Annotated in this window: 29 protein-coding genes and 2 pseudogenes; 12 read left to right on the top strand and 19 right to left on the bottom strand. The window is 69.0% G+C overall.

Going from position 1 to position 23,572, the window contains the following annotated elements; translation table 11 throughout:
- Positions 1-316 precede the first annotated feature (316 nt).
- Positions 317-1,168: a M55 family metallopeptidase gene (locus tag F784_RS0100590; protein WP_026332155.1), complete on the bottom strand. Its 852-nt coding sequence runs from the start codon at positions 1,166-1,168 to the stop codon at positions 317-319.
- Positions 1,169-1,244: 76 nt separating this feature from the next.
- Here F784_RS0100590 and map point away from each other — a divergent pair, with 76 nt between their 5' ends.
- Positions 1,245-2,006, top strand: coding sequence for a type I methionyl aminopeptidase (map, locus tag F784_RS0100585; RefSeq protein WP_019584736.1), 762 nt, complete (start codon positions 1,245-1,247; stop codon positions 2,004-2,006).
- Between the two features lie 68 nt (positions 2,007-2,074).
- On the opposite strand, the gene F784_RS0100580 is transcribed toward map, so the two are convergent.
- The 5 genes and pseudogenes from F784_RS0100580 to F784_RS0100570 all read right to left on the bottom strand — a co-directional run bounded on the left by F784_RS0100580 (position 2,075) and on the right by F784_RS0100570 (position 4,565).
- Positions 2,075-2,377, bottom strand: coding sequence for a hypothetical protein (locus tag F784_RS0100580; protein ID WP_019584735.1), 303 nt, complete (start codon positions 2,375-2,377; stop codon positions 2,075-2,077).
- Positions 2,374-3,081, bottom strand: a complete 708-nt coding sequence (locus F784_RS27455; protein ID WP_019584734.1) for a PhoX family protein — start codon at positions 3,079-3,081, stop codon at positions 2,374-2,376. Before F784_RS27455 ends, F784_RS0100580 begins: the two co-directional genes overlap by 4 nt.
- Before the next feature lie 70 nt (positions 3,082-3,151).
- Positions 3,152-3,313, bottom strand: a pseudogene (locus F784_RS27450) (alkaline phosphatase PhoX); the annotation flags it as partial.
- The gene (locus tag F784_RS27445; protein WP_019584733.1) at positions 3,310-4,080 is read right to left on the bottom strand and encodes a PhoX family protein; all 771 of its coding nucleotides are present in this window, start codon (positions 4,078-4,080) and stop codon (positions 3,310-3,312) included. The gene F784_RS27445 and the pseudogene F784_RS27450, both read right to left, overlap by 4 nt.
- A gap of 89 nt (positions 4,081-4,169) precedes the next feature.
- A complete protein-coding gene (locus F784_RS0100570; protein WP_019584732.1) occupies positions 4,170-4,565 on the bottom strand; it encodes an ACT domain-containing protein in 396 nt (131 codons plus the stop codon).
- Positions 4,566-4,655: 90 nt separating this feature from the next.
- Here F784_RS0100570 and F784_RS0100565 point away from each other — a divergent pair, with 90 nt between their 5' ends.
- Both F784_RS0100565 and F784_RS0100560 read left to right on the top strand, forming a co-directional pair.
- Positions 4,656-4,943, top strand: a complete 288-nt coding sequence (locus F784_RS0100565; RefSeq protein ID WP_019584731.1) for a stage V sporulation protein S — start codon at positions 4,656-4,658, stop codon at positions 4,941-4,943.
- A gap of 71 nt (positions 4,944-5,014) precedes the next feature.
- Positions 5,015-5,695, top strand: coding sequence for a zinc metallopeptidase (locus tag F784_RS0100560; protein WP_019584730.1), 681 nt, complete (start codon positions 5,015-5,017; stop codon positions 5,693-5,695).
- Between the two features lie 90 nt (positions 5,696-5,785).
- Here the strand turns inward: F784_RS0100560 and F784_RS0100555 are convergent, their stop codons facing one another.
- Together F784_RS0100555 and F784_RS0100550 are read right to left on the bottom strand one after the other, a co-directional pair.
- On the bottom strand, positions 5,786-6,142 hold the full coding sequence (locus F784_RS0100555) for a metal-sulfur cluster assembly factor (protein ID WP_019584729.1): 357 nt from the start codon (positions 6,140-6,142) through the stop codon (positions 5,786-5,788).
- On the bottom strand, positions 6,142-6,471 hold the full coding sequence (locus F784_RS0100550) for a rhodanese-like domain-containing protein (RefSeq protein ID WP_040382263.1): 330 nt from the start codon (positions 6,469-6,471) through the stop codon (positions 6,142-6,144). The genes F784_RS0100555 and F784_RS0100550 overlap by 1 nt, the downstream gene beginning before the upstream one ends.
- A 55-nt stretch (positions 6,472-6,526) precedes the next feature.
- On the opposite strand from F784_RS0100550, the gene F784_RS0100545 reads away from it, so the two are divergent.
- Both F784_RS0100545 and F784_RS0100540 read left to right on the top strand, forming a co-directional pair.
- Positions 6,527-6,817, top strand: coding sequence for a rhodanese-like domain-containing protein (locus tag F784_RS0100545; protein WP_019584727.1), 291 nt, complete (start codon positions 6,527-6,529; stop codon positions 6,815-6,817).
- Positions 6,818-6,890: 73 nt separating this feature from the next.
- Positions 6,891-7,091, top strand: coding sequence for a hypothetical protein (locus tag F784_RS0100540; RefSeq protein WP_019584726.1), 201 nt, complete (start codon positions 6,891-6,893; stop codon positions 7,089-7,091).
- Positions 7,092-7,372: 281 nt separating this feature from the next.
- Here the strand turns inward: F784_RS0100540 and F784_RS0100535 are convergent, their stop codons facing one another.
- Both F784_RS0100535 and F784_RS0100530 read right to left on the bottom strand, forming a co-directional pair.
- Positions 7,373-8,062 carry a nucleoside monophosphate kinase gene (locus F784_RS0100535; RefSeq protein WP_083939113.1) on the bottom strand — a complete coding sequence of 230 codons (690 nt, stop codon included), beginning with the start codon at positions 8,060-8,062 and terminating at the stop codon, positions 7,373-7,375.
- An 86-nt stretch (positions 8,063-8,148) separates the two neighbouring features.
- Positions 8,149-9,438 carry a replication-associated recombination protein A gene (locus F784_RS0100530; RefSeq protein WP_019584724.1) on the bottom strand — a complete coding sequence of 430 codons (1,290 nt, stop codon included), beginning with the start codon at positions 9,436-9,438 and terminating at the stop codon, positions 8,149-8,151.
- A 127-nt stretch (positions 9,439-9,565) separates the two neighbouring features.
- On the opposite strand from F784_RS0100530, the gene F784_RS0100525 reads away from it, so the two are divergent.
- Together F784_RS0100525 and F784_RS0100520 are read left to right on the top strand one after the other, a co-directional pair.
- Positions 9,566-10,753, top strand: coding sequence for a hypothetical protein (locus F784_RS0100525; RefSeq protein WP_019584723.1), 1,188 nt, complete (start codon positions 9,566-9,568; stop codon positions 10,751-10,753).
- The gene (locus tag F784_RS0100520) at positions 10,746-11,024 is read left to right on the top strand and encodes a hypothetical protein (protein WP_019584722.1); all 279 of its coding nucleotides are present in this window, start codon (positions 10,746-10,748) and stop codon (positions 11,022-11,024) included. The genes F784_RS0100525 and F784_RS0100520 overlap by 8 nt, the downstream gene beginning before the upstream one ends.
- 1 nt (position 11,025) lies before the next feature.
- On the opposite strand, the gene F784_RS0100515 is transcribed toward F784_RS0100520, so the two are convergent.
- Positions 11,026-12,462, bottom strand: a complete 1,437-nt coding sequence (locus tag F784_RS0100515) for a phytoene desaturase family protein (RefSeq protein WP_019584721.1) — start codon at positions 12,460-12,462, stop codon at positions 11,026-11,028.
- A gap of 172 nt (positions 12,463-12,634) precedes the next feature.
- Here F784_RS0100515 and F784_RS0100510 point away from each other — a divergent pair, with 172 nt between their 5' ends.
- The gene (locus F784_RS0100510; protein WP_019584720.1) at positions 12,635-14,590 is read left to right on the top strand and encodes a serine/threonine-protein kinase; all 1,956 of its coding nucleotides are present in this window, start codon (positions 12,635-12,637) and stop codon (positions 14,588-14,590) included.
- A 15-nt stretch (positions 14,591-14,605) separates the two neighbouring features.
- Here the strand turns inward: F784_RS0100510 and F784_RS0100505 are convergent, their stop codons facing one another.
- Positions 14,606-15,121 (bottom strand): GrpB family protein, encoded by a 516-nt coding sequence (locus F784_RS0100505; protein ID WP_026332152.1) that lies wholly within the window; start codon positions 15,119-15,121, stop codon positions 14,606-14,608.
- 159 nt (positions 15,122-15,280) lie between these two features.
- On the opposite strand from F784_RS0100505, the gene F784_RS27440 reads away from it, so the two are divergent.
- The 3 genes and pseudogenes from F784_RS27440 to F784_RS22060 all read left to right on the top strand — a co-directional run bounded on the left by F784_RS27440 (position 15,281) and on the right by F784_RS22060 (position 17,564).
- Positions 15,281-15,577, top strand: coding sequence for a Sec-independent protein translocase subunit TatA/TatB (locus tag F784_RS27440; protein ID WP_019584718.1), 297 nt, complete (start codon positions 15,281-15,283; stop codon positions 15,575-15,577).
- 104 nt (positions 15,578-15,681) lie between these two features.
- A complete protein-coding gene (locus tag F784_RS0100495; RefSeq protein WP_245557730.1) occupies positions 15,682-16,539 on the top strand; it encodes a DegV family protein in 858 nt (285 codons plus the stop codon).
- A pseudogene (locus F784_RS22060) lies at positions 16,539-17,564 on the top strand (YifB family Mg chelatase-like AAA ATPase). Before F784_RS0100495 ends, F784_RS22060 begins: the two are co-directional and overlap by 1 nt.
- On the opposite strand, the gene F784_RS0100485 reads toward F784_RS22060, so the two are convergent.
- From F784_RS0100485 to F784_RS24335, 5 genes are all read right to left on the bottom strand, one after another.
- Entirely contained in the window at positions 17,455-18,867 is a 1,413-nt protein-coding gene (locus F784_RS0100485) for a recombinase family protein (protein WP_019584715.1), read from the bottom strand. The pseudogene F784_RS22060 and the gene F784_RS0100485 sit on opposite strands and share 110 nt — an antisense overlap.
- Entirely contained in the window at positions 18,864-19,214 is a 351-nt protein-coding gene (locus tag F784_RS0100480; protein ID WP_019584714.1) for a hypothetical protein, read from the bottom strand. The genes F784_RS0100485 and F784_RS0100480 overlap by 4 nt, the downstream gene beginning before the upstream one ends.
- Positions 19,211-19,396 (bottom strand): hypothetical protein, encoded by a 186-nt coding sequence (locus tag F784_RS25810; protein WP_211211869.1) that lies wholly within the window; start codon positions 19,394-19,396, stop codon positions 19,211-19,213. The genes F784_RS0100480 and F784_RS25810 overlap by 4 nt, the downstream gene beginning before the upstream one ends.
- Positions 19,397-19,479: 83 nt before the next feature.
- The gene (locus tag F784_RS0100475; RefSeq protein WP_019584713.1) at positions 19,480-19,893 is read right to left on the bottom strand and encodes a DUF6979 family protein; all 414 of its coding nucleotides are present in this window, start codon (positions 19,891-19,893) and stop codon (positions 19,480-19,482) included.
- Positions 19,890-20,282: a DUF7662 domain-containing protein gene (locus F784_RS24335; RefSeq protein WP_019584712.1), complete on the bottom strand. Its 393-nt coding sequence runs from the start codon at positions 20,280-20,282 to the stop codon at positions 19,890-19,892. The genes F784_RS0100475 and F784_RS24335 overlap by 4 nt, the downstream gene beginning before the upstream one ends.
- Positions 20,283-20,477: 195 nt before the next feature.
- Between F784_RS24335 and F784_RS0100465 the strand changes: the two genes are divergently transcribed.
- Positions 20,478-20,798: a nucleotide pyrophosphohydrolase gene (locus tag F784_RS0100465; protein ID WP_019584711.1), complete on the top strand. Its 321-nt coding sequence runs from the start codon at positions 20,478-20,480 to the stop codon at positions 20,796-20,798.
- 1 nt (position 20,799) lies between these two features.
- On the opposite strand, the gene F784_RS22050 is transcribed toward F784_RS0100465, so the two are convergent.
- The gene (locus F784_RS22050) at positions 20,800-21,780 is read right to left on the bottom strand and encodes an HNH endonuclease (RefSeq protein WP_019584710.1); all 981 of its coding nucleotides are present in this window, start codon (positions 21,778-21,780) and stop codon (positions 20,800-20,802) included.
- Between the two features lie 1,268 nt (positions 21,781-23,048).
- The gene (locus F784_RS26950; protein ID WP_245557729.1) at positions 23,049-23,423 is read right to left on the bottom strand and encodes a hypothetical protein; all 375 of its coding nucleotides are present in this window, start codon (positions 23,421-23,423) and stop codon (positions 23,049-23,051) included.
- Positions 23,424-23,572: the final 149 nt, after the last annotated feature.

Raw genomic sequence — 23,572 nt, 5'->3', positions numbered from 1 at the left:
TGATGGTCCAAGCGTAGAGATGCGTGTTCACCGCGTTGTGCCTGTGCTGGGCTTCGTGGATAATGAAGCCTTACATGCAAGCATAAATGTATGGGCCTCCAGTTGGGTGGCTTGGGGGCACCCGTACATCAACCCTCAGCCACTCGTCGCCTGGTAGCAGGCCGCTGGATGGCTCACGCCGGATGCTGCCTGGCTCAACGCCACTCCCACCCCTGAGGAGCTACGAGCCCTGGGCCTGACCGAAGGACCCGGGTGGAAACGACTGCGTCAGCTTTCAAGGGGCGACGCCCTCTTCTTCGACTGGTAGTCCCAGCCCTCACCCCTCCAGCCGCACCTCGGCCACCTTCGCCAGCATCCGGAAGGACTGGAAGAGGTGCAGGGCATCGGGACTCGTGTAGGCGACTGTCACCCCGTCCACGCGCTCCACGCCGGGCACCCGCTCGCACTGGTCGGCACGGGCCTGATGGTTGAACGTCAGCTCAACCCGGGCGGGCCAGGTCGTCTTGTAGGGCTTGCCCTCCGAGGCGGCTCGCACCGCTTGCTCCGCCCCCTGCCGAATGCGCCGCTGAGCCTCGCGCGGGTGCAGATGCACGGCGGCAAAGCTGCTCAGCCCCTCCTTGACCGCCACACGCACGACCTGCTCCCCCAGTTCGTCCCCGATCTCGGCCATCGCCACATCGTCCCCAGCGGCGAACACGACTGGCACACCGTAGTGCCCGGCGACAAGGGCGTTCAGGCCGTACTCGCCCGTGTCGCGCCCGTTGATCCGGACATTGCGGATAAAGCCGTTCCAGGTGTGGGCTAGCGGACCGTGCACGCTGCCCGCCCGGGCGTGGTAGCCCACGAACAGCAGCGCGCCCACCCCCTCCTCCTGCACACCCTGGACCATGCTGAGCGGCTTGTCGTTGCCGGACGTGAAGCGCACGCCCTCCGGTAGCAATTCCGGCAGGAGGTTTCGCATGGAGTCATGGGAGTCGTTGACCAGCACATCGGTCGCCCCGCCCGAGAGTGCCCCCTCAGCGGCAGCGGCGGCCTCCAGCGTCATGCGCTCGCGGGCCGCCTGGTATTCCGTGCCATTCACCAGACCCCCGAATTCCGGCGGGCTGACCTGCACCCAGCTCGACACACCGCACACACCCTCCATATCCACGCTGATGACGACCTTCATGGGGCCAGCGTAGCGCGGCTCGGACGGTGACACGGGGCAGGAGGGGGTCCAAGGGGGCATGCTAGCCTTGTACGTTATGACCCGTGTTGCCCTGAAATCCGCCCGCGAGATCGAAGCCATGCGCCGCGCGGGGGCGCTCGTGGCCGAGACCTTTCGCGTCCTCGAACCCCACGTCAAGCCCGGCGTGACGCTCGCCGAACTCGACCGCATCGCCGAGGAGCATATTCGCAAGGCGGGCGCGGTCCCCGCCTACCTGGGCTACGGCCCGAAGAACAACCCCTTTCCCGCGACGATCTGCGCCTCCGTGAACGAGGTGATCTGCCACGGCATCCCCGGCCCCCGGGAGCTGAAGGAGGGCGACATCATCGGTGTGGACATCGGCGTGCTGCTGGACGGGTACTACGGCGACGCCTGCTACACGTACATCGTCGGGAAGGTCAGCCCTGACGTTCAGGGGCTAGTGGACACGACCCGGGAATCCCTGATGGCGGGTCTGGACACTGTCCAGCCCGGGGGGCGGCTGGGTGACATCGGGTACGCCATTCAGACCCTCGCCGAGGGGCGCGGCTACTCCGTCGTTCAGGAGTACACCGGCCACGGCATCGGCAAGCGGCTGCACGAGGAACCCACCGTGTACCACCACGGGGTGAGGTACACCGGCCTGAAGCTCCAGCCTGGCATGGTCTTCACGGTCGAGCCCATGATCAACCTGGGCAGGCCCGAGACGCGGCTGCTTCCCGACGGCTGGACCGTCATCACCGCCGACAAGAAGCCCAGCGCGCAGTTCGAGCACACGGTCGTCGTGACGCCGAAGGGCCACGAGATTCTGACGGTGTAGGGGCGTCCCCCGGCGAAGAAAGCTCCTGCCCGCAACCTGGGCAGGGGTTTGGACATGAGGAGCCGAAGTCAGTCCGGCTGATTTACGGGTCGTGCCGCTTCAAGCCAGCCCCAGTCGCGCAGGTAGGCCCGAAATTCAGTGAGAAGGTCCGCGGCGGGCAGCGAGTGGAGCCAGGCCTCGCCCGTCAGCTGGGTGTACGCCAGCAGGGGGGCGGGGGCGCCCAGGAACTCGTCCAGGCTTTCCAGCAGCGCCTCGAAGCGGGCGCGGCGCCAGGGGGTCTGCCGGGTCACTTCATTCAGGAAGTCGGCTGCCGCGTGTTCCAGTAGGATGGGGCGGCCCACGATCCAGGGGGCCTTGCCGGGGGAGATCACGCGCTCCTCCAGCCGGGAAAGCCCTCGATGGCGACCAGGGTGGGCCGGGGAATCCTGGTTCCAGGCTTCGCGGCGAACGAGCTGGTGAGGTTGTCCAGGCTCTCGCTGTCCTCGCCGGGGTGCTGTACCGACAGGAACAGCGTCCGGCCGTTGGGGGACCACACCGGGCCGGTCAGCTCCACTTCCCTCGGCCCCACGGCGAAGCGGTAGGCCCGCCCAGCATTCGGCCCCTCGGTGGGGAAGAAGAACATCGCGTTGTTCCCGTGGAAGCCCTTGATGGGGTTGCTGCCCAGGTCGCTGTTGTCGGTGACCATCCACAGGTTGCCGTAGGGGTCGAAGATCAGGTTGTCGGGGCTGGCGAAGCCGCTCTGGGGACCGCCCACCGCGAAGACCTCCCACAGGAACTGATCGGCCGCCCAGTCGTCCCCATCCTCGCGGAACTTGATGATCTGCCCAAAGTAATTGCCGTGCTTGGAATTGTTCGTCAGCGAGACGTACACCTCGCCCGTGCGGGGGTGAATCTCGATGTCCTCGGGGCGGTCCACCGGGGTCCCGCCGACCGCCAGGGCCGCCGCGCGGGCGTCGGCGAGCACGTCCGCCTGGCCCGCGAAGAGCGCCTTGCCGTCGGCGTCCTTCGCCTCCTGCAATTTCTTGTTCCGGTCGTAATCCAGCAGGAGCCAGGTCCCGTTGCCGAAGTTGGCCACGTACAGAGTCGCCCTCGGTGAGCAGGTCGCGGTTGGCGTTTCGGTCGGCGGAAGTGTACCGGCCCCGGCTGACGAACTTGTACACATAGGAATCCTGCAGGTCGTCGCCCATGTAGCCCACCACCCGGCCATCCTTCGCCACGGTCAGGGCCACGTTCTCGTGGCGGAAGCGGCCCATCGCTGTGCGCTTTTTCGGCGTCCAGGTGGGGTCGAAGGGGTTGATCTCGGTCACCCAGCCCTGTGCAGGGCCTCGTAGCCGCTGCCCGCCCAGGCTTTGGTGTACCCGTCCACGTTCTCCTCGCAGGTCAGCAGCGTGCCCCAGGGTGTCTGCCCGCCCGAGCAGTTGCCCACCGTGCCCTTCACCATGGTCGCGCCCTTCACGGCGGCGCTGCCCCGGGCCGGACCCGTCAGTTCGATTTCGGTCAGGGCATCGATGCGGCGGTTGCGGGCGTCGGGCACGACCTTCCACTGCCCGCCCTCCCGGCGCACGCGCACCACGCTCACGCCCACAGCCCCCATCTCGGCGGCGATCTGCTCGCGGGTGCGCTCCTTCGTGTTGCCGCCCACGAACAGGGCGTTCACGTACTCGTGGTTGATCGTCAGCAGGGCGTCGGTGGAGCTGCGCCCCCCCTCCAGCAGGTCCACCGGGAAAAAGCCCACGAAGTCGTGGTTGAAGCCGATCTCGCGCCCGTCGGCCGTGAAGGACTCACCCCAGGGGGCGAGGACCTGCCAGCGGTAGCCGGAGGGCAGGGTCATCGTGTCCGCGTTCGTCGGCTCGATGGCCCGGAAGGGCGGCAGGGTGCGCGGCCCCAGCGTCTTCGGGTCCACCGCGACCGGGCCGCCGTTGTTCGCCGCCGCCTGCGCCTCGCTGAATTTGATCGGCAGCGTGAGCGCGGCGGCAGTCCCGGCCACCGTGCCCAGGGCGCCCCGGCGCGTCAGTTGCCGGTCCAGCAGCCGGTGCCAGAGGCTGGGCTCGACCTTCGCCTGTGTGTTCGTCATGATCCCAAGACTATGAATGGCTCGTCACCCCGCATTCAGCGGGCTGTCAGCGCAGTGTTAGCGGCCGGGGGAGCAGTGAGCGGCCGTGGTCAGGCATCCGTGATCTCGTGCCCGGCCTGGCGCAGGGCGGCCAACGCATCCGTCAGGCGGTCCGCCTTCACCAGTACGTAGTCGGTGTCGAAGGTACTGAGGGCGAAGATGCCCACTCCCGCGTCTCGCAGGGGGTCCAGTATCGCCGCCAGAATGCCCGTCAGCTCGAAGGGAATGGGACCGTGCAGCCGCAGAGCCGTCCACCCCCCTTCGGCCCGCACGTCGGCTGGAACGTTGGCCGCACCCGTGACCACGCTCACCTCACCCGGGGCGCCCACCACCGCCCACAGGACTCCCCGCGCCGCCCAGAGGGGAAGGGAAGCCTCCGCAGCCATCTGCGCCACCGCGAACTCTCCCTCCAGCACCGAAAGTATCAGCCGCCTCGCGCCCGTCATTCCACTATAAAAGCAGAAGGGGAGGAATACCCCCATCCGGCGGCCATTGATTTAAGGAAGTTGTGAGGCTAGATTAAGAGCATTAAGATTATGACGATGCCACCCCCGGTCGAAACCCTGCGAGTCTCTGGAAAGTCGCGGCCCAATGCGGTGGCCGGAGCGGTGGCCGGACTGCTGCGCTCACAGGGGCAGGTCGAGGTTCACGCTATCGGCCCTGCCGCCGTCAACCAGGCGGTCAAGGCGCTCGCCATCGCCCGGGGCTACCTGGAGGCTGACGGCCTGGACCTCACCGTGCAACCCGCCTTCGTGAAGTTGGACCTGGCCGACGAGGAACGCACGGCCCTCACCTTCTCTGTGAAGGGCATCCGGCAGGGCTGAAAGAGGCTGGAGGTCTTCCTCATAAAACTTGAGTAGGGGACGCTAAGATATGGACAGGAGGAAGACCAGCCATGATCTTCGGCCCCTATACGTTTCTGATCCTCATCATCTTCGTCGCCTCGCTGCTGATTCAGGGCTACCTGAGCCGCACCTACAACCAGTGGGGCAATGTTCGCAACAGCCGGAATCTGACGGGCGCGCAGGTTGCCCGCCTGATGCTCGACGAGAATGGCCTCTCGCATGTCCCCGTGAATGCCGTGCCGGGGAACCTCAGCGACCACTACGACCCTATCCGCAAGACTGTGAACCTTTCGGAAGCCAACTACCACGTCCCCAGCGTCTCGGCCCTGGCGGTCGCCGCCCACGAGGTCGGGCACGCCATTCAGGACAAGGTGCGGATGCCCGCCCTGGTGCTGCGCGGCCAGCTCGCCGTGCCACTGAGCCTGGGCATGAACCTCGCGCCGCTGCTGCTGCTGGCGGGTGTGTTCCTGCAAGTGAGCGGCCTGCTGTGGCTGGGAGTGATCCTCTTCGCGGGCGCGCTGCTGTTCCACCTCATCACCCTGCCCGTCGAGTTCGACGCCAGCCGCCGCGCGCTCGCGTACCTGAACGGCCGCGGCCTGGTTGCCGGACGCGAGAGCCAGGGGGCGCGCAACGTCCTGACCGCCGCCGCCCTGACCTACGTCGCGGGCTTCGCGATGGCCCTGGCGCAGCTCCTGAACGTGCTGGGTATCGCGCGCAGCCAGAACGACTAGAACGACTGAGGGGTCGGCCGTCAGCATTCAGAAAGGGACACCCCGGCTTTGTGCCGGGGTGTCCTCCTTCTGGTCTTCTGCTGACCTCTCTTACACGTTGAAGCCGAACATCCGCATCTGCCGCTTGCCGTCCTCGGTCATCTTGTCCGGGCCCCAGGGCGGCGTCCACACGAACTCCACGTTGACCTCGCTGACCCCGTCCAGGCGGCCCACCGCCATCTCGGCGTCGGCGCGGATCAGGTCCTGCACCGGGCAGCCCACGCTCGTCAGCGTCATGGTGATGTCCACCAGGCCGTCCGGGGCGATGTCCACGCCGTAGATCAGGCCGAGGTCAACGACGTTCACCGGAATTTCCGGGTCCTTGACGACCTTGAGGGCTTCGAGGACCTGCGCCTCGCTGGGCAGGCGGGCCGTTCCGGGTTGCGTTTCCATCTTCGTGTCTTCCATCAGGGGTTGCCTCCTTCGGTGGGCAGGCCCGCCTCGGCCCAGGCCAGGGTGCCGCCCGCCAGGTTCACGACGTTCGTGTAACCGTTCTCCAGCAGGTACCGCCCGGCGCGGGCACTGCGGGCGCCGCTGCGGCAGATCATCACGAGCTCGCGGTCCCGGGGCAGTTCGGCGTAGCGCGCCTCGAACTCGCTGAGGGGCACGAGCAGGGCTCCCTCAGCATGCACCTCGGCGTACTCGTTGGGCTCGCGCACGTCGACGAGCAGGGCGCCCTCCTGCACCATCCTCTGGCCCTCGGTGGGCGTCACGTCTCTCGGGGGGGGGGCCGTCATGGGGCCAGCATACAGGGGCTCGCCCGGCCCGATGGTGCGGGCATAGACTGACCCCATGACCTTCCCGGACGGCGTGACCCTGATCGACCTGCGCCCCGAGGAGTTGCGCCTGCGCGAGCCGCTCCCGGTACCCGTCCTCGCCGTCACGCTGGAAGCCATCGAGGACGGCACCCACGGTCTGCGCCCCGACCTCGGCCCCCTCGTCGTGATCTGCGAGCGGGGGGCGCGTTCGGGTCTGGCCGCCCGCTACCTCCAGGCGGACGGGCTGGAGGCCACGGCCTACCCCGGCGGAGTCCTGGCCCTGTGGCGGGAACGGGAACTGCGCCGGGCGGGTGGCGAAGGGTGAACGGGTGCCGGGGTGAACCTCCGGTTGACCCTCCGCTCATGCCCCCCTTGCGGTGGGGGCGCACCATGCGGGTATGACGCACAAGAGGAACTACAACCAGGGTGACCGCGACCACAGCCACAACCCGGGCAGCAACCACGGCAGCGCCGACGAGAAGCCCGGCGACGGCCGCCGCAACGGCAGCGAGAGCGAGGGAGGCCGCAACGGCGGTCAGGACAGCTCCAGCGGCAGCAGCGGCCATCAGAGCGGGGGCAGCGGAAGCCGCAAGGACTGAGTAGGCCCAGACATTCGGGCCCAGGCGCAATCCTCCATGGAAGGCGCCTGGGCCTTTTGATGGGTTGGGGCTTGTGCGGCTGAACTCAAGTGCCTCTGAGTACCGCGCTGGTCAAGAATCGGTTATCCCGCCTGCGTGTCCCCTCTCCCGCAAGGGGCGAGGGTTATCTCGTCCTCGACGATGCCCGCATTTGCCGCTCCTTAAAGAGCGTGCTGAGTGGGATTCCTCGCGCGCGCCTGAACGCCACTCGACCCGCCAAACGCCAGGGGAAGCTGTGGGCCTCAACCGAGGGCGTGCAGCGCCCGCCGCTCAAGCTCCGCGCGTCCCCGGGTCTCATCCAGGCCGGGGGTCCAGGCGTCCACCTCCCGGATGGTTCCGACGGGCAGGTGGGCCTGCAGGTACGCCAGGGTCGGCAGGACCTCCTGCTGGTACACCGCGTAACGTTGCCGCACCGCGTCCGGGGTGTCGTCCGCACGGCCACGCGCGAGCAGACGCCGCTGCACCTCGGCCTCCGGCAGGCGAAGGTGCAGCACGCCGCGCACGAGGATATCCCGCTCACCCAGCGCCCAGAGCAGGTGCCGGGCCGCCCCGACGCGCCTGGGGTATCCATCCAACACCCATGCCCCCGTTCGCAGCTCAGGCTCGGAGAGCGACTCCTCAATCAGGGTCTCCGTCCAGGCATCTGGAATCAGGCGACCCGACGAGAGCGCCAGGCGCACCTCGTTGAGCGGATCGGCATGCGGCTGCCGCACGTTCAGACGAGCGCGCAACACGTCGCGCACGTTCTCGTCCTGATCGGCCTGATGCACCAGGTCACGCAGGAGTTCGCCCATCGAGACCTGTTGTTGAACAAGCCCAGCGCGCAGGAGCGCCGCGGCGACCGTACCTTTACCGCTCCCGGCAGGACCAAGCAGGAACAAAACGCCCCGCTGGCCAGCGGGGTGTCTGGGGTTCAAGGCTGCGTCTGACATGTGCCCCCAGCTTATAAGTCGGCCTGCTCGTTGACCTGGGGTTCAGGCGTTTGAGTACAGACAATTTCGCCACACGCCCCTGGTGCTCAGACCCCGCCCGCGGCCTCTCCCTCCCCGTGCGCCTCCCGCAATTTGCGCCAGCGCTCGGCCACCCGCGCCTCCCAGCCCTCGCCGGTCGGCTCGTAGAGGTCGAGCCGGACGCCGCCAGGGAGGTAGTTCTGCTGGAAGCTACCCTCGGGGTCGTCGAAATAATAGGCGTAGCCCTTCCCGTACCCCTGCGAGCGCATCAGGGCGGTGGGCGCGTTGCGGAGGTGGAGGGGCACGGGCAGCATTTCCCCCTCCCGCACGGCGTCCAGCGCCTTTTTCCAGGCGACATAGACGCTGTTGCTCTTGGGGGCCAGGGCGAGGTACACGACCGCCTGCGCGAGCGCGAGGTCGCCTTCCGGGCTGCCCAGGAACTCCACTGTGTCCCTTGCGGCGATACATAGCCGCAGCGCTTGGGGATCGGCCAGGCCAATGTCCTCGGCGGCCATGCGGACGACCCGGCGGGCGACGTACCCCGTGTCCGCCCCGCCCTCGATCATCCGGGCGAGCCAGTACAGCGAAGCGTCCACATGTGACCCACGCACGCTCTTGTGCAGCGCGGAGATCAGGTTGTAGAAGTCCTCCCCGTTCTTGTCCATCGCGGGGAGGTGCCGCCCGAACGCCTCCGTCACCGCCTCGGGGGTGACCGGGTCCGCCAGGGTCGCCGCCACCTCCAGCGTGCTCAGGGCCCGCCGCGCGTCGCCGTCGGCCAGCCGGGCGAGGAGGTCCAGGGCCTCCGGCTGGGCTGTCACGCCGGGCAGCCCACGCGGGTCGGTCAGCGCCCGATTGAGCAGACCGCGGATGTCTTCCTGCGTCAGGACCTCCAGCACCAGCGTCCGCGCCCTTGAACGGAGCGCCGGGTTCACCTCGAAACTGGGGTTCTCGGTCGTCGCGCCGATCAATGTCAGCAGGCCGGATTCGACGTGGGGTAGGAGGGCGTCCTGCTGCGCCTTGTTGAAGCGGTGAATCTCGTCCAGGAAGAGGATCGTGCGCTGCCCGCGCCCCCGCAGCCGCTCGGCCTCCGTCACCGCCTCGCGCACGTCCTTCACGCCCGCCGTGACCGCCGAGAGGGGGATGAAGTGCGCGCCGACCTCGCCCGCGATGAGCCGCGCCAGCGTCGTCTTGCCCACGCCCGGCGGCCCCCAGAAGATCAGCGAGCCCAGGCGGTCGGACTCCAGCAGCCGGGTCAGCGGCCTTCCCGGCCCCAGCAGGTGCGTCTGTCCCACGACCTCCGCCACAGTGCGCGGGCGCAGGCGTTCGGCCAGGGGGGCAGGCGGGTCGAACAGGGTCACGGGGGGCAGGATAGCGGGGCGCCGCCGCTCTTTTTCGGAATTCAGGCCCAATAGGGCGGGGGGAAGAACATCGTGGTGCGCTGACGGCTGTGGCCGCCTTCGCCGAGTGGGAGGCTATTCTCCCCCTATGGACATCGCCGAACGCTACATCCGCCTGGCCCACGCCATCGACGCCCAGTGGGAGGGCTTCGTCGACGGGTACGGCGGGCCGCCCGAATGGGCCGACCGGACGCGGCGCGAGCCCCATGAGCTGCGCGCGCAGGCGGAGACGCTGCTGGAGGAGGTGGCGGGTGTGGAGGACACCGCGCGCCGCACCTTCCTGACTGTCCAGACGCGGGCACTGCACACCATGACCCGCCTGCTCTCGGGCGAGGTGCTGCCCTACGCCGACGAGGTGCGCGGCCTGTACGACATCGACCCGGTGCGGGCACCCACCGCGGAACTGGAAGCGGCCCTGTCCGCCCTCGACGCCGCCCTTCCCGGCACGGGTTCCCTGGTGGAGCGCGAGGAGGCGCTGCGGGCGCGGGTCGTGGTGCCCCGGGAGGACATTCTGCGCGTCGCGGAGCCGATTCTGGCGGCACTGCGTGGGCGGACCCGCGAACGCTTCGGCCTGCCGGACGGCGAGAACTTCTCCATCGGCCTGGTCAACGACAAACCGTGGTCGGGGTACAACTGGCCGCTGGGCAACCTGCAAAGCCGCATCGACATCAACACGGACCTCCCCGTCCTGCTGCCGAACCTGCCCGACCTGCTCGCACACGAGGGCTACCCCGGCCACCACACCGAACACGCCACGAAGGAGGCGCGGCTGGTGCGGGAGCGCGGCTGGCTCGAACACAGCGTCCAACTGCTCGCGGCGCCCGAGTGCGTGGTGAGCGAGGGGATCGCCGTGAATGCCCTGCGGGCCGTCATGGACCGGGGGGAGGTGGAGGCGTGGCTGACGGGGGAACTCGCCGGGGTGGCGGGCCTCGACCCGCAGGACGTGCGGGCCTACCTGGCCGCGAGCCGCGCCCGCGAGGGCCTGAAGGGGGTAAGCGGCACGGCGGCGCTGATGCTCCACGCGGAGGGCAGGCCGGAGGCGGAGGTGCTGGAGTTTCTGGCCCGCTACGGCGTGTCGAACGAGGAACGGGCTCGGCAGTCTTTGCGGTTCATCTCGCAGCCCAATTTCCGGGCCTACATCTTCACGTACAGCGTGGGCGGCGACCTCGTGAAGGGGTGGGTGGCCCGGAACGGCGCCGAAGGGTTCGCCCGCCTGCTCACCGAGCCCCTCACGCCGGGTGGGCTGCGTGAGGTGGTCGGGGCGGCCCATGACTGATCCGGTGGACCTTCAGGCCCAGATCGAACGCGAGGGCTTTCCCGACGGCACTCAGGTCACCGTCCTGACCGAACCGGACGGACGGGTCTTCCGGCTCACGCGGGAAGGGGGCGGCGTGGAAATCCTGCTGACCGACGAGGCCGTCCGCATGTACGGCGAGGGTCCGTCCGTCGCCCTGGTGCTGGGGCGGCTGCGCGAATGGGCCGAGGGGGCCTTGCCCGTCGCCCAGGCCCCCGGCGTCTACGAGCGTCAGGTCTTCGTGGGGGATTAGCTCACTCCAGCCCGAACACGTCTTGGAGTGCCGCCCGCGCCGCCCAATAGCCGCACATCCCGTGAATGCCGCCACCCGGCGGTGTCGCACTGCTGCACAGGTACAAGCCGGGCACGGGCGTGCGGTACGGGGTGGGGGAGGGGACGGGCCGGGCGAGCAGGCCCCACAGGTCGCCCCGCCCGCCGTTCACGTCCCCGCCCTGAAACACGGGGCTGAGGGCCTGAAGCTGCCGCGCGTTCGTGATGCGCCGCGCGAGGACGAGGTCACGGAAACCCGGCGCCGCCCGCTCGATCTGCGCCTCGATGGTCCCCGCGTAGCTGTCCGGTGTGCCCGGCGGGACGTGGGCGTAGGCCCAGAAGGTGTGTTGTCCTTTCGGCGCCCGGGAGGGATCGAACAGCGTCTGCTGCGCCGCCAGCACGTAGGGCCGCTCTGGGGTCACTTCCCGCGCCACCTCCGCCTCCGCCCGGGCGATGTCCTCCAACGTGCCGCCCAAATGAACCGTTCCCGCCCGGCACAGGAAGGAGTCACGCCAGGGAACGGGCCCACTCAGCGCGTAGTCGAGTTTCAGCAGGCCGGGGCCGTAGCGGTAGCGGCGCAGCCAGGCGCGGTAACCCGGCGTCACCCGGTCTCCCAGCAGGTCCAGCAACACCCCCGGACTGGAGTCCACGAGGACGGCGCGGGCGGGGGGGAGGTCGCCCGGCGAGCGCACCTCCACCCCCGTCTCGATCTCCCCACCGAGGAAGCGCAGGTAGGCGGCCAGTGCGTCCGCGAGGGCCTGCGCCCCATCCCGGGGAAAGGGCCAGCCCACCGTGTGGGCGAGGCTGCCCAGCACGAGCGCCGCCGCCCCGGTGCCGGGTGTGGAGAGGGGCAGGTTCGCGTGGGCTGCCAGCCCCGCCCAGGCCGCCCGGGCCGCCCGTGTTCGCAACAGCCGTGCGCTCAGGCTCGCCGGGGGAACGCCCCGAAGCCCGAAACGGGCGAGCGTCAGTGGGTGCCGGGGCAGGCGGGGCAGGGGCCGCAGCACGTCGTCCAGCAGGCCGCGCCACTGGGCCACGAGGGGACCGAAGAGGGCACGCCACGCCGCCCCATCCACACCGAAGTTCCGCGCTGTGACGTCCAGGTCACGCTCCACCACCACGCCCGTCCCGTCCGGCAGCACGTGGGCGAAGGGGGCATCCGGCTGCACCCACGTCAGCCCGAAGGCGTGCAGCGGCCACTCCCGGAAGGCGGGCGACGCAAACCCCAGCGGATGAATCGCGCTCCCCACGTCATGGACGAAGCCCGGCAGCGTGAGTTCGGCACTGCTCAACCCCCCGCCGATCTGTTCGCGGCGTTCCAGCACCCGGACGTGGAGCCCCGCCCGCGCAAGGGTCACGGCCGCGGCCAGACCGTTCGGGCCCGCGCCCACGACCACGGCGTCGAGGGGTCGGGGGGAAGGCATGGGAGTAGAGTACGGCGTCCGGCACTTCCCGCGGCAATGGGGAAGGCTGAAGCCAGGTCGTGCCCGAAGAAGTGCCCACCGCCCGGTCATCACGAGGATCAGGTTCGACCCGTCGCCGGAGCGTCCCGCCCTCCCCCGCATGCCCTCGCCCTCCGGCGCTAGACTCCCCCCAATGGAGATCGGCGCGACACTTGGGGACCGCTACGAGTTGCGCGCCCTGCTGGGTGAGGGCGGCAGCGCCAAGGTCTACCGCGCCCTCGACACCCGCCTCGACCGCGAGGTGGCCGTCAAGGTCCTGCATCCCCACCTGCCCGAGGGGGACCGTGCCCGCTTCCTGCGCGAGGTGCGGACGCTCGCCCGCCTGACACATCCCGGCGTGGTGCCCGTCCTCGACCTGGGCGAGACCGGCGAGGAGGGGGCCCCCCGCGCCTTTTTCACCATGCCGCTGCTGACGGGCGGCCCGGTCACCACCCTCGGCCCGCTGGAGGACGCGCCCGGCCCGCTCGCCTCCTTCCTGACGGCGGCGGCCTTCGCCTCGCGCGCGCTGGGGTACGTGCACGCGCAGGGGATCGTCCACCGCGACCTGACGCCTGGGAACGTCCTCCTCGACGACGCCCGGATGCCGCGCATCATGGACTTCGGGCTGGTGGCCCTGTCCGAGCACTCGCGGCACCTCACGCGCAGCGGAGTGACGCTGGGCACGCCCGCCTACATGGCGCCCGAGCAGGCGCGCGGGGTGGGGGTGGGGCCGCGCAGCGACCTCTACGCGCTGGGGGCCGTGCTGTACCGGGTCGCCTGCGGCTCGCCGCCCTTCGTGGGGGACAGCGACCAGAGCGTGCTCTTCCAGCACGTCTACGAGCCGCCGCCCGACCCCCGCGACCTCAACCCCGCCGTGCCCGACGCGGTGGCGCGGGTGCTCCTCGCCCTGCTCGCCAAGCGGCCGGAGGACCGCCCGGAAAGTGGCGAGGCCGCCGCACACCTGTGGGCGCTGGCCCGGCGCGACGTGTGGGTGGGGCACGCCCGCGGGCAGTACCGGGGAGGCCGGGCACGCACGGGCGAACATCCCGACGGCCCGGCCCAGCCCGAGGGGCTGGCGGAGGCCTGGAGCGTGCCGCTGCCCGGCGAGGTGACCTGGCCCGCCGCCGTCGTGGGCGAGGGGGACCTGCTGGCGGTGGGCACGCGGGGGGGCCAACTGGTGCTGATGCACGCCTCCGGGCGGCCCTACGCGACCCACGCCGCCCGCGACGAGGTGACGGCCCCCGCCACTTTCCTGGGCGGCGACATCCTGTACGGTGCCTGGGACGGCACCCTGCGCCGGGTCCGCCTGGCGGGCGGCCAGGAGGGCTGGCAGCACCAGGCCCGCGCCGAGTTCACCGGGGCGCCGACCCTCTGGGGCGGGCGGGTCCTCGCGGCCAGCCGCGACGGGCACCTGCACGCGCTCGATGCGGGGACAGGCGAACTCGCCTGGGCCTACCGCGCGGGCGGGCCGGTCGCCGCCTCGCCCGTCGTGTGGGCGGGCGCGGCCCTGCTGTGCGACGAGAACGGCTGGCTGCACGCACTGGACGCCCGGAGCGGCAGTCCCCTGTGGAAGGTGGAGGTCGGCACCGTCCACGCCACGCCCGCCCTGATGCCGACCGGCCCCGGCGAGGCCACCCTGATCGTGCCGACCTGGCCCGGCGAGGTCCACGCCCTGGCGCTCACCGCGGCCTCGGGCCGGGCGGGGCTCCATTCCCCCGACCCCATCCTCTGGACCTACGACCTGGAGGACGAGATCTGGGCCGCCCCCGCCAGCTCGGCTGGACTGGCGATCACCGCGGGGTGGGGCGGCACGGTGCGCGCCCTGCGCCTCGCGGACGGGGAGGACGTGTGGACCCACACCTTGGAGGGCCGGGTGACCGCCAGCCCCGTCGTGAGCGCCGGGCTCGTCTTCCTGGCATCCGAAGCGGGCGAACTCGCCGCGCTCGATGTGCGGACGGGGGCCGTGCGCTGGTTGCACCGCGAGCGCGAGGGGGTGCAGGCCACGCCGCTCGCCGCCGCTGGAACCCTCTACGTGGCCTTTATGAACGGGACTCTTAGGGCCTACCGGGAGGGGGGCCTGCCGCGCCTCGACCTGCACATGCCCTCCTGATGGTGGCCCGGTGCGTCAGGCGTCAGACCGACCCGCCCAGGCCCTGGCCTGCTCCAACGTCGCCTCAATGAACGGGCTCTTGCGCTCGCCGTAGTGCGGCGGGTCCTGGGCCGCCCAGCGCTTGATCTCCGCGTATTCCGACGCAACCTGCGGGTGAGTTCTCAGGAAGTCCCGGAACGCCAGATTGTCCTTCCACACCGCACTTCCGGGGACGACGACATGAACGTTGTACGGCTCAGGCGTTCCCCGCCCCCTTCCGAAGAACAGCCGCTCTGACGTTCCCAGGCCCGGCATATGCACGTAGCCCAGTTCCCAGAAGGCCCAGAACACCCGCGGCGGAAGGGGAAGGGTGCCCACGCCGACGAGGAGATCAATGGTCGGCTTGGCCACCAGTCCGGGAATGGACGTGCTGCCGATATGCTCGATGGCCGCCAGGTCATGACCCAGCGCCGCGCGGATTCGGTGCGACTCCGCGGCATATCGGCCGGGCCGATCCCGGTCGTAACGGAGTACCAGCACGGACGTGTTCATCCTGTTCTGATCGTATCCGGCCCGCCGGAAAGTGCGGAAAGATCGTTCCTCCATCGACCATGGAATCCATCTTCCCCTGACCTTCCCTCATCATTTCCGGGCGTAGACTTCAGGCAGGACGCCGCCTCCCAGCTCCGTCCACGTCACGGAGGAACAATCATGCCCAACATCGGACCCGGTGAACTGCTCGTTATCCTGCTGATCGCGCTGCTCGTCTTTGGCCCCAAGAAGCTCCCCGAACTCGGCAAGAGCCTCGGCTCGGGCATCCGCGAGTTCCGCAAGGGCACCCAGGGCCTCAAGGAGGAGCTGGAGGGCAGCTTCCGCGAGACGCCCGGCCCCGCCCCCGTCCAGACGGTCGTCGCGCAGGCCGTCGTCCCGCCCGTTACCCCGGCCAATGCCACCCCGGTGTCTCCGCAGGCCGTCACGCCTGCTGCGGACGAGACCCCGCGTTCCTGACCGCTCGTCCCCACGCCGCCCCCGGATCAGGAGGCGGCGTTTTCCAGTCCCGGGCGTGCGCTTTTGCGTCCCGGCGGACGCGGGGGGGCTGCTAGATTGGCCCGGTGACTCAGGAACGTGTGGCGCTTCTCACCGACAGTACGGCCGACCTCTCGGCGGGGGAGGCGGAGGCGCTGGGTGCCCTCATCGTCCCGCTCACGCTGGAGGTGGACGGCGCGGTGTACAGCGACCCTGGCACCCTGGTCCGTCTCGGCCTGGAGGTGATGACGGGCGAGGCCCTGCGCGCCCGGATGCTGGCGGGTTCGGCCCCGCGCACCAGCCAGGGCACGCCTGACGACTTCGCCCGCCACTACGAACTCGCCCTGTCGGGGGCGGACCGGGTCCTGTGCCTGCCGGTTGCCTCGAACCTCAGCGGAACGTTCGCCTCGGCGGTGAAGGCGGCGGGGAACTTCGCGGACCGGGTGCGCGTGGTGGACACCCGGGCGGTCAGCGTGGGCCTGGGGGCGGCGGTGCGTCAGGCCCGCGCCTGGCTGGACGCGGGCCGCGGCCTGGAGGAGGTGGGGGCGGCGCTCACGGGGTACGGTGAACGGGTCTTCCTGCGGATCGTGCCCCAGGACCTGCGCTGGCTCGTCGCAGGCGGGCGGCTCTCGCGGGTGGCGGGGACGGCCGCGCGGGTTCTGAATATTCGCCCCGTGATCGGGGTGCAGGGGGGCCGGGTGGAGGCCCTGGCCCGCGTGCGCGGCTTCCACGCGGCGCTGCGCGAGATCGTCCGCGCCTTTCCCGCCGATCTGGAAGCGACCGTCCTGCATGCCGGGAACCCTGACGACGCCCGCTTCCTCGCCGGAGAACTCGCGCTGCGGAATATCCCCGTTCGCGCCACCCGCGAGGTCGGGGCCGTCCTGCTCGTCCACGCGGGGCCGGGCACGGTCGGCCTGGCAGGCACCCCGGCGGTGGTGCGCTGATGCTCGCCCGCGCCCGCAGCGTGGCCCTGATCGGCGTGGACGCCGTCCCCGTCGAGGTCGAGGTCGATGTCTCTCCGGGCTTGCCCGGTTTTACGGTGGTCGGCCTTCCTGACCAGGCGGTCAGCGAGGCGCGCGAGCGGGTCCGGGCCGCCGTGCGAAACGCGGGGCTGCCGTTCCCCGCCGCCCGCATCACGGTCAATCTGGCGCCCGCCGACCTGCGCAAGGAGGGGCCGCTGTACGACCTTCCCATCGCGCTGGGCCTGCTCGCCGCGCAGGAGATGCTGCCCGCCGATGCCCTGGCGGAGGTGGTCAGCGCGGGGGAACTCGCTCTGGACGGCACCCTGCGGCCCATCGCCGGGGCGGTCAACCTCGCCCTCCTCGCCGGACAGGAGGGGCGCCCCGCCCTGCTCCCCGCCGCCAACGCGGCCGAGGCGGCCCTGATCGACGGCGTGACTGTGCATGGGGCGCCGACCCTCCTCGACGCGGTGCGGCACCTCACCGGGCAGTCTCCTCTGGGGGAAACTCCGCCCCCCGAGCCCGTGTCCGACGACACGGCCCTCCTCGACCTCGTCGACCTCAAGGGGCAGGCGTCGGCCAAGCGGGCGCTCGAAATCGCGGTGGCCGGTGGGCACAATCTCCTTCTCATCGGCTCGCCGGGGAGCGGCAAGACGATGCTGGCCCGCCGCGCGCCCGGCCTGCTGGCGCCCCTGACCCGTTCGGAGGCGCTGGAGGTCACAAGGATTCACTCCGCCGCCGGGCTGCTCGCGGCGCGCGGCAGTCTAATCGGGCAGGCGCCGTAGAGAGCACCTCATCACACCGTCAGTGACGCGGGATTGATTGGCGGCGGCAGCGTTCCCAAGCCAGGGGAAGTATCTCTGGCGCATAGAGGCGTTCTTTTTCTAACAAGAGTTCCAGTTAAGCAACAGGGGGGTCCAGCTTCAACTCGACCTCGCCCGACGGCGAGATCACCACGGTCAGGCCCAGCCGGTCGGCCTGCTCGTGCAGCGGCAGGCCGCGCAGGCTGAGCAGCCGCGCCCGCAGGGCCGAGACATCCACAGTTGGGACAGGGAGGGGCAGAGGAGTCGCCAGCAAGGCTTCCCGTTGCCGCCGCACGTCCCCCCGCCGCTCCGCGTACTCCTGCGGGGTGTAGGCCCCCGCGAGGTACGCCGCCTCCAGTCGGTCCTCACGCCGGGCCAGATCAGCCAGCGCCGCCGTGTGGTCGGGAGCAGCCGGAGGCGGGGTCTGCACCATGGCCGCCAGGGCCTCATCGGATACCTGGAGGCCATCCAGCGTGGACAGGACCAGGCTGTTCAGGTCAGCGGAGCGGTAGTGGCGGCTGTGGGTGCAGGGCTCACCCGTGCGGCTGATCTTCGTCGTGGTGCGCCAGGAGCAGGCGTAATACCCCCCGGGGCGGCTGGTGAGGGTCAGCGGGCGCATCCGCCGCCCGCATTCCCCGCAGCGCAGGTGCCCGGCGAGGGGGAAGAGGGCCTGCCGCTCAGCCGTGGTGCTGCCGGAGCGGGCGGTCCGCTCGGCCATCCGGCGGTTCACGCTCTCCCACAGTTCCGGGGAGACCAGCGCGGGCACCTCACAACGCGCCTTCACAGTGCCCTGCCCGTGGCTCAGGCGCCCGAATTCGTAGACCCCCTTGTAGACGGGGTTGCTGATGATGCGGCGGATGTTCTCGGGCACCCACTCCTTCCCGCCCCGCGTGCGGACGCCCAGCTCGTCCAGTTCCCGGGCAAGCACTGTCGTCCCGACGTACTGAAGGCGGTCGTACATGTAGCGGACCCAGCGACTCTCCAGCGGGTCCTGAACGCCCCGCCGCCAGCCGTACCCGTTCAGCGGCCAGATGGGCTGCCCCTGCCGCCCCTTCAGCGGGTTCCCAGCCACCTTGGCAACCCGGGCCTTGTGGAGCTTGGAAACGAGCCGCCGATGGTCGGATTCGGCGAACAAACTCCTCACTCCGAATTGGAGCATGGACCCCTCGTCCTCGGGGTCCACGATCCCCATGTCGGTGGAGTGGACCTCCAGGCCCGTATCGAGCAGCTCGTCGAGCACGGCGTAGTTGATCCGGTTACGGCGGCCCAGGCGGTCCACGCTGGAGATGATCACGGCGTCGTAGGCCGGGGCGCGGTCGAGCAGCAGGTCCAGGTTCTCGCGGCGGTGCCGGGTACCCGCGATGGTGTCGGTGTAGGTGTCGGTCAGGGTCAGGCCGTGGCGCTCGGCGTAGTGGTGGACGGCGCTGGCCTGCACGTCGAGACCGAACTTGTCGTCGTCGGCCTGGGCGGCAGAGGACACGCGGAGGTAGACGGCGGCTCGGCGGGTCATGGGTACACCACGGCGACATCCGTGTACAACGGCCCCAGAGCAGGGAAAGGGCAGGACACCCTGACCTGGGTGGAGGACAGGTACCTCGTCTCGCACCCCAGCTCCCGGAGTGAAGTCAGGGGGATCAACATCCGGGGGTGGGGAGGACCGGTCAGGAGGGCCACGGCGCGCTTGCCCAGTCGCTCGACGGTGGGGACGCTGCTGATGCCGGTGAGGCTGATCATCATGGAGATGTCGTTGTAGTCCACGGACGCTGGCCTGCCAGCCTGGGGCGCGGCGGGCGGTTGGGGTTGAGGGGCGGCCAGGGCCGCACAGGTCAGGAAGGCGAGCAGCGGCGGCAGTTTCACGGCGTCTCCTGGTGAAGGTCGAGAGGTAGGCGCGCCCCAGCAGGGAGGGTCAGCACGAGGACGTCGGGCCGCGCGACCGTACAGTCTTGTTCAAGTTGCGCGTCGGAGGCGTCAAGTACAGTGCCGCGTGCAGTGACCGTGGGAGTCAGGGGCAGCCCGGCGAGCGCGAGGATTCTTCCCACAAACAACATGGAGATGATGGCGTCCCAACGGGGTGGGAATGGGATGCAGTTTCAGTACATCACCTCTTGGCGAGCCTGCAGCGTCATAACAGGTGAGCAGGTGATTGGATGACTAATGCGCCCTGCTGGTGTAGGGCCAGGAGGACATCCAGCACGCCGTTGTGGTTGTGGCGGGTGATGCCTCCGCGCTTCTGGATGGCTTCCCAAAGCCGGGCCTTACTCCGGGCGAGTTCCGGCTGTTCGGCCAGCAGGGCGGCCCCCACGAGGCAGTACGACGCGTTCTCCGTCAGGGGACGTCGGACCGGACCAGGTGTGTGGCCCCGGATGTACCCGTGCTCGGCGAGGCTCACGAAGGCTGAGCGGGGGCAGCCTTTGCGTCGGGTGCTGGGTGCGCCGGGAAGGGCCTGGCAGGCCTGCTCCCAGGCCTCGGCCGCGTTGACACCGAAATGAGGGTGTGCGAGGGCAGCCCGGGTGATCCGCTCGTAGATGGAGGTCATGAAGTTGCTCCGGTCCGCTGGAAGGTCACGTGGTCGGCTTGAACGGTCATGACCTGCCAGCCTTCGTTCAGCCAGGCGGCCGCCTGGGAATGGCCGCGGGTGTTGTTGCTCCACCAGGCGCGGTGGCGGCGGGCGGACTCGGGCAGTGGTCCCTGCAGGAGGTCCTCGATCGCCTGGAAGCTGAGGGTGAGGTGGTCTTCGGGAGTGGTGCGGAGATGCTGGGCGAGCCCGGCGTACTTCGGGCTGACTTTGGGAGGAGGCGCGGGGGCAGGCGTGGCCAGGAGGGTGGGGAGCAGGCGGAGCAACTCCTGGGCAGTGAGGTGGGTTTCGAGTTCGGTGGTGAGCAGGGTGCGGTCGTCCTCCCTCAGCTCTATTTGGAGCGTCCTCATGGTGTTACTATGACTTAGTAAAACTAAAAGTACAAGAGGTGCTGGTGACAGATGCGCTGAACCCACCTGGCTTGCGGCCTGAGGACAGCCCGAGCAGAGGACGCTCCTTCGTGCAGCATCAACGGCCACCCCGGGGCGCCTTCATTCGCTTTGCCTCATTACCTTCTGCACCGGTATGCGGGATAGTCAGGGCCGATGGACATTCCGGCCCTTCAGGAACAACTCCGCCTCTTCGCTCAGGAACGGAACTGGGAGGAGTACCACAGCCCCAAGAACCTGGTGATGGCCCTCTCCGTGGAGGTCGCGGAACTGATGGAGCACTTTCAGTGGCTGACCGAGGAACAGTCCCGTCGCCCCGGGCAGGCCGGGGCGGACGTCACGGGGATTGAGGAGGAAGTGGCGGACGTGATGATTTACCTGCTGCAGCTCTCCGATCGGCTGGGAATTGACCTGGAGGGGGCGGTGGAGCGGAAAATGCGCCGGAATGCTGTGAAGCACCCGGCGGTGAAGCCCTGACTCACGACGCTCGGCGGCGCTGGTTCCGGGCGTGCCACTCGAAGTATTGCTGCGTGCCGGGCGTCCAGGCTGGGCAAGCCCGGCCTTCGAGGGGGGCGACGACATCCTGCAGGTCAGACGTGAGGGGCAGGTTCGGATTGCGGCGGATGGTGCCGGTGTGGTCCACAGTGATGTACTGGCGTTCGTACAGGTCGTCGCACCCGAGCTGGCACATGGGCGCCACCAGGTTCTGGTAGTCCCGTTTCTCTTCAGCCGTGCAGTCAGCCCGCCGTTTGATGTGGGCGGCGACGAGGAGCTCAACGGGGAGGTTTCGGCCACAGATGCAGCAGGTGCGGCTGCTGTGGCCCTGGAAGAGGTGGCGGCGCAGGAAGCGCTGCTCGAGCCGTTGGTTGACGAGCGTCTGCCGGTCCAGTTCGCCTGCGGGCAGTTCGACGAGGGTGTTGTATTCGCTGGGGGAGACCGCGGGAATTGAGGTGCTGCTTTCCAAGCTGAATAGGGCCAGCAGGTCTTCCGCGCGCCCGTCCGCGACGACCTGAAAGCCCTGTGGGATGTTGTTCGCGGAGTAGCGCATGATCTGGTTAAAGGCGTCGACGCTGATGCTGCGGTCGGTGATCTCGTCGAGGAAGTACACGTATTCCCAGGTCTGGCCGTTGGGGTCGTTGCCCCAGAGGTCTCGGGCGAGCGTGGCGGCGTGTATTTTGCCGATGACGACAGAGGACGCGAAGAAGCGTTTCTGGCCGTAGAAGAGGGCGACGTCACCGGGTTGCACCTGTTCCCAGCATCGGGCGTTCTGGCCACGGCTGCCGGGGGTGACGCCCCAGACGGGGACGGCAGTGAGGGAGGCCAGGACATCGGGCAGGGGGAGGCCGACTGCGGCGAGTTGCGTGCGGATTCGGGGAATGGGCACGGGTTGGCGAATCGTGTCCTCGTAGTGGGCACGGGCGTCGGCACCTGCGGCGGGTTGGATGATGACTCTGGGCATGAACCCGCTTATCCAAGCACAGCCGGGGACGCAGTGTGCGCTCAAATGAGGCAGCAGCATGTGGGGACCTGCGAGGGAGAGAGCTACTGATACACCTGCTGAACTCGCCCCTTTATTCGGCGAGGCCGTAACGGCCATCCCGGTACTGGAGGTGGCTGGAGACGCGAATGGAGAGGGCGGCAGGGCCGGTCACACGTCGTCTCTCCAGCAGGGAATGGCGAGGGTCACGGTTGAAGGCTACGTCGCCAGACCAGGGTGGGCGGATGACAAGCGGCGATCCTTTCGATGGAGAGAAGCTGTCTACGAGGCGAGATCGATCAACTCCGACTCCCACCCTGCAGCGTGGCTTCTTGGGAAGCAGCGAGGCTTTTCCATGAAGAAGAAAATGTGGCCAAGTTACGATCTCTGTTCATGTAACACTTAGGCTGGTCACACAGGAGGCAATGAAACGTATCCCACACTCGGTCGCCCGGGTTACGTGGAGCCAATGGCGAGACCACCCTGTGGGGGGACTATGCATCGAAGCACCCGTACCCGCGTCCCGGCAGCCCTTCTCCTCGCCTTCGATGCCCGGGGTCAGGGACCTCCTGCTCCTCACCGACGCCCAGACGAGCCAGAACTTTCCTGAGTCAAGTCAGGGACTGACTCGAAAACCTTGTAGAAAGTTGGGGCCGCCGCCTTGTGAGCAAGGCCCCCTGCTTCTGCAGCGCTGTAGGGGTTGGCCGACGGGTCAAGCCTGGTCGGGAGGATGCAATGCAGCAACGGTCGGACTCGTTCGAGACGTTCACTCGCTCCCTTGGAGCAGCTCGCTCTCGACGTGAAGCAGTAGGGACGATCGGCCGATGGTTGGGCGGGAGCATGCTGGGGGTGTTCGGCCTGAACTCCTGCGCTCAGGAGAACGTTCCTGCCGCCGCTCAGGCGGCATCGTCAACGGCAATGGGTGGAGGTAGTCCGGCCTTGCAACCCCTGGCCAAACCCGCGGTGTGTAAGACCGCGGCCAACGCCACGTGTTGCGCGGGAACGTACACGGACATCCAGTACGACCCGAAGAACTGTGGGGCATGCGGAGTGGCGTGCCCGCCCGGGCAGTCCTGCTACAGCGGGAAGTGTTACGCCATCTGCCCGACAGGGAGCACGTATTGCAACGGGCAGTGCATCAACACCAGCAACGACCCGAAGAACTGTGGCGCCTGCGGAAACGTGTGTGCGAACGGCACGTGTACGAATGGCTCGTGTGGGTGCCCGTCCGGTCAGAGCCTGTGCAACGGTCAGTGCATCAACACCAGCAGCGACCCGAACAATTGCGGCGCTTGCGGGAACGTATGCATCAACGGCACGTGCGCGAATGGGAGCTGCGTCTGCCAGCCAGGCTTCGCCAACTGCAACAACAATGGGGCTGACGGCTGCGAAACGAACCTGATGTCCGATGTCAGGAATTGCGGGAGTTGCGGGGTCACTTGCCCTGCTGGCGCGACCTGTGTCTCTGGGGTTTGCACGTCGCCGACCTGCACGGACGGGGTGAAGAATGGGTCGGAGACGGACGTCGACTGTGGCGGACCGAATTGCCCGAAGTGCGCGGCTGGCAGGCAGTGCAATGTCAGCTCGGACTGCGTGAGCGGCATTTGTAGCGCTGGAATCTGCATGGGCGCCACCTGCAACGATGGGGTCAGGAACGGGCTCGAAACGGACGTCGACTGTGGCGGGCCGACGTGCCAAAAATGCGTGTCCGGCAAGCAATGCAATATCAGCTCGGACTGCTTGAGCGGCGTGTGTACCGCTGGCATCTGCGCCT

It is taken from the genome of Deinococcus apachensis DSM 19763 (genome assembly GCF_000381345.1).
In the GTDB taxonomy this organism is placed as follows: Bacteria; Deinococcota; Deinococci; order Deinococcales; family Deinococcaceae; genus Deinococcus; species Deinococcus apachensis.
This window is presented reverse-complemented; position numbering and strand designations above follow the sequence as displayed.

Excerpts from the sequence above, each read along its gene's own strand:
- F784_RS0100590 (WP_026332155.1), bottom strand. The coding sequence starts at position 1,168 with ATGAAGGTCGTCATCAGCGTGGATATGGAGGGTGTGTGCGGTGTGTCG.
- map (WP_019584736.1), top strand. The coding sequence starts at position 1,245 with ATGACCCGTGTTGCCCTGAAATCCGCCCGCGAGATCGAAGCCATGCGC.
- F784_RS27445 (WP_019584733.1), bottom strand. The coding sequence starts at position 4,080 with ATGACGAACACACAGGCGAAGGTCGAGCCCAGCCTCTGGCACCGGCTG.
- F784_RS0100570 (WP_019584732.1), bottom strand. The coding sequence starts at position 4,565 with ATGACGGGCGCGAGGCGGCTGATACTTTCGGTGCTGGAGGGAGAGTTC.
- F784_RS0100565 (WP_019584731.1), top strand. The coding sequence starts at position 4,656 with ATGACGATGCCACCCCCGGTCGAAACCCTGCGAGTCTCTGGAAAGTCG.
- F784_RS0100560 (WP_019584730.1), top strand. The coding sequence starts at position 5,015 with ATGATCTTCGGCCCCTATACGTTTCTGATCCTCATCATCTTCGTCGCC.
- F784_RS0100555 (WP_019584729.1), bottom strand. The coding sequence starts at position 6,142 with ATGGAAGACACGAAGATGGAAACGCAACCCGGAACGGCCCGCCTGCCC.
- F784_RS0100550 (WP_040382263.1), bottom strand. The coding sequence starts at position 6,471 with ATGACGGCCCCCCCCCCGAGAGACGTGACGCCCACCGAGGGCCAGAGG.
- F784_RS0100545 (WP_019584727.1), top strand. The coding sequence starts at position 6,527 with ATGACCTTCCCGGACGGCGTGACCCTGATCGACCTGCGCCCCGAGGAG.
- F784_RS0100540 (WP_019584726.1), top strand. The coding sequence starts at position 6,891 with ATGACGCACAAGAGGAACTACAACCAGGGTGACCGCGACCACAGCCAC.
- F784_RS0100535 (WP_083939113.1), bottom strand. The coding sequence starts at position 8,062 with ATGTCAGACGCAGCCTTGAACCCCAGACACCCCGCTGGCCAGCGGGGC.
- F784_RS0100525 (WP_019584723.1), top strand. The coding sequence starts at position 9,566 with ATGGACATCGCCGAACGCTACATCCGCCTGGCCCACGCCATCGACGCC.
- F784_RS0100520 (WP_019584722.1), top strand. The coding sequence starts at position 10,746 with ATGACTGATCCGGTGGACCTTCAGGCCCAGATCGAACGCGAGGGCTTT.
- F784_RS0100515 (WP_019584721.1), bottom strand. The coding sequence starts at position 12,462 with ATGCCTTCCCCCCGACCCCTCGACGCCGTGGTCGTGGGCGCGGGCCCG.
- F784_RS0100510 (WP_019584720.1), top strand. The coding sequence starts at position 12,635 with ATGGAGATCGGCGCGACACTTGGGGACCGCTACGAGTTGCGCGCCCTG.
- F784_RS0100505 (WP_026332152.1), bottom strand. The coding sequence starts at position 15,121 with ATGAACACGTCCGTGCTGGTACTCCGTTACGACCGGGATCGGCCCGGC.
- F784_RS27440 (WP_019584718.1), top strand. The coding sequence starts at position 15,281 with ATGCCCAACATCGGACCCGGTGAACTGCTCGTTATCCTGCTGATCGCG.
- F784_RS0100485 (WP_019584715.1), bottom strand. The coding sequence starts at position 18,867 with ATGACCCGCCGAGCCGCCGTCTACCTCCGCGTGTCCTCTGCCGCCCAG.
- F784_RS0100475 (WP_019584713.1), bottom strand. The coding sequence starts at position 19,893 with ATGACCTCCATCTACGAGCGGATCACCCGGGCTGCCCTCGCACACCCT.
- F784_RS24335 (WP_019584712.1), bottom strand. The coding sequence starts at position 20,282 with ATGAGGACGCTCCAAATAGAGCTGAGGGAGGACGACCGCACCCTGCTC.
- F784_RS0100465 (WP_019584711.1), top strand. The coding sequence starts at position 20,478 with ATGGACATTCCGGCCCTTCAGGAACAACTCCGCCTCTTCGCTCAGGAA.
- F784_RS22050 (WP_019584710.1), bottom strand. The coding sequence starts at position 21,780 with ATGCCCAGAGTCATCATCCAACCCGCCGCAGGTGCCGACGCCCGTGCC.
- F784_RS26950 (WP_245557729.1), bottom strand. The coding sequence starts at position 23,423 with ATGCAGATTCCAGCGCTACAAATGCCGCTCACGCAGTCCGAGCTGACA.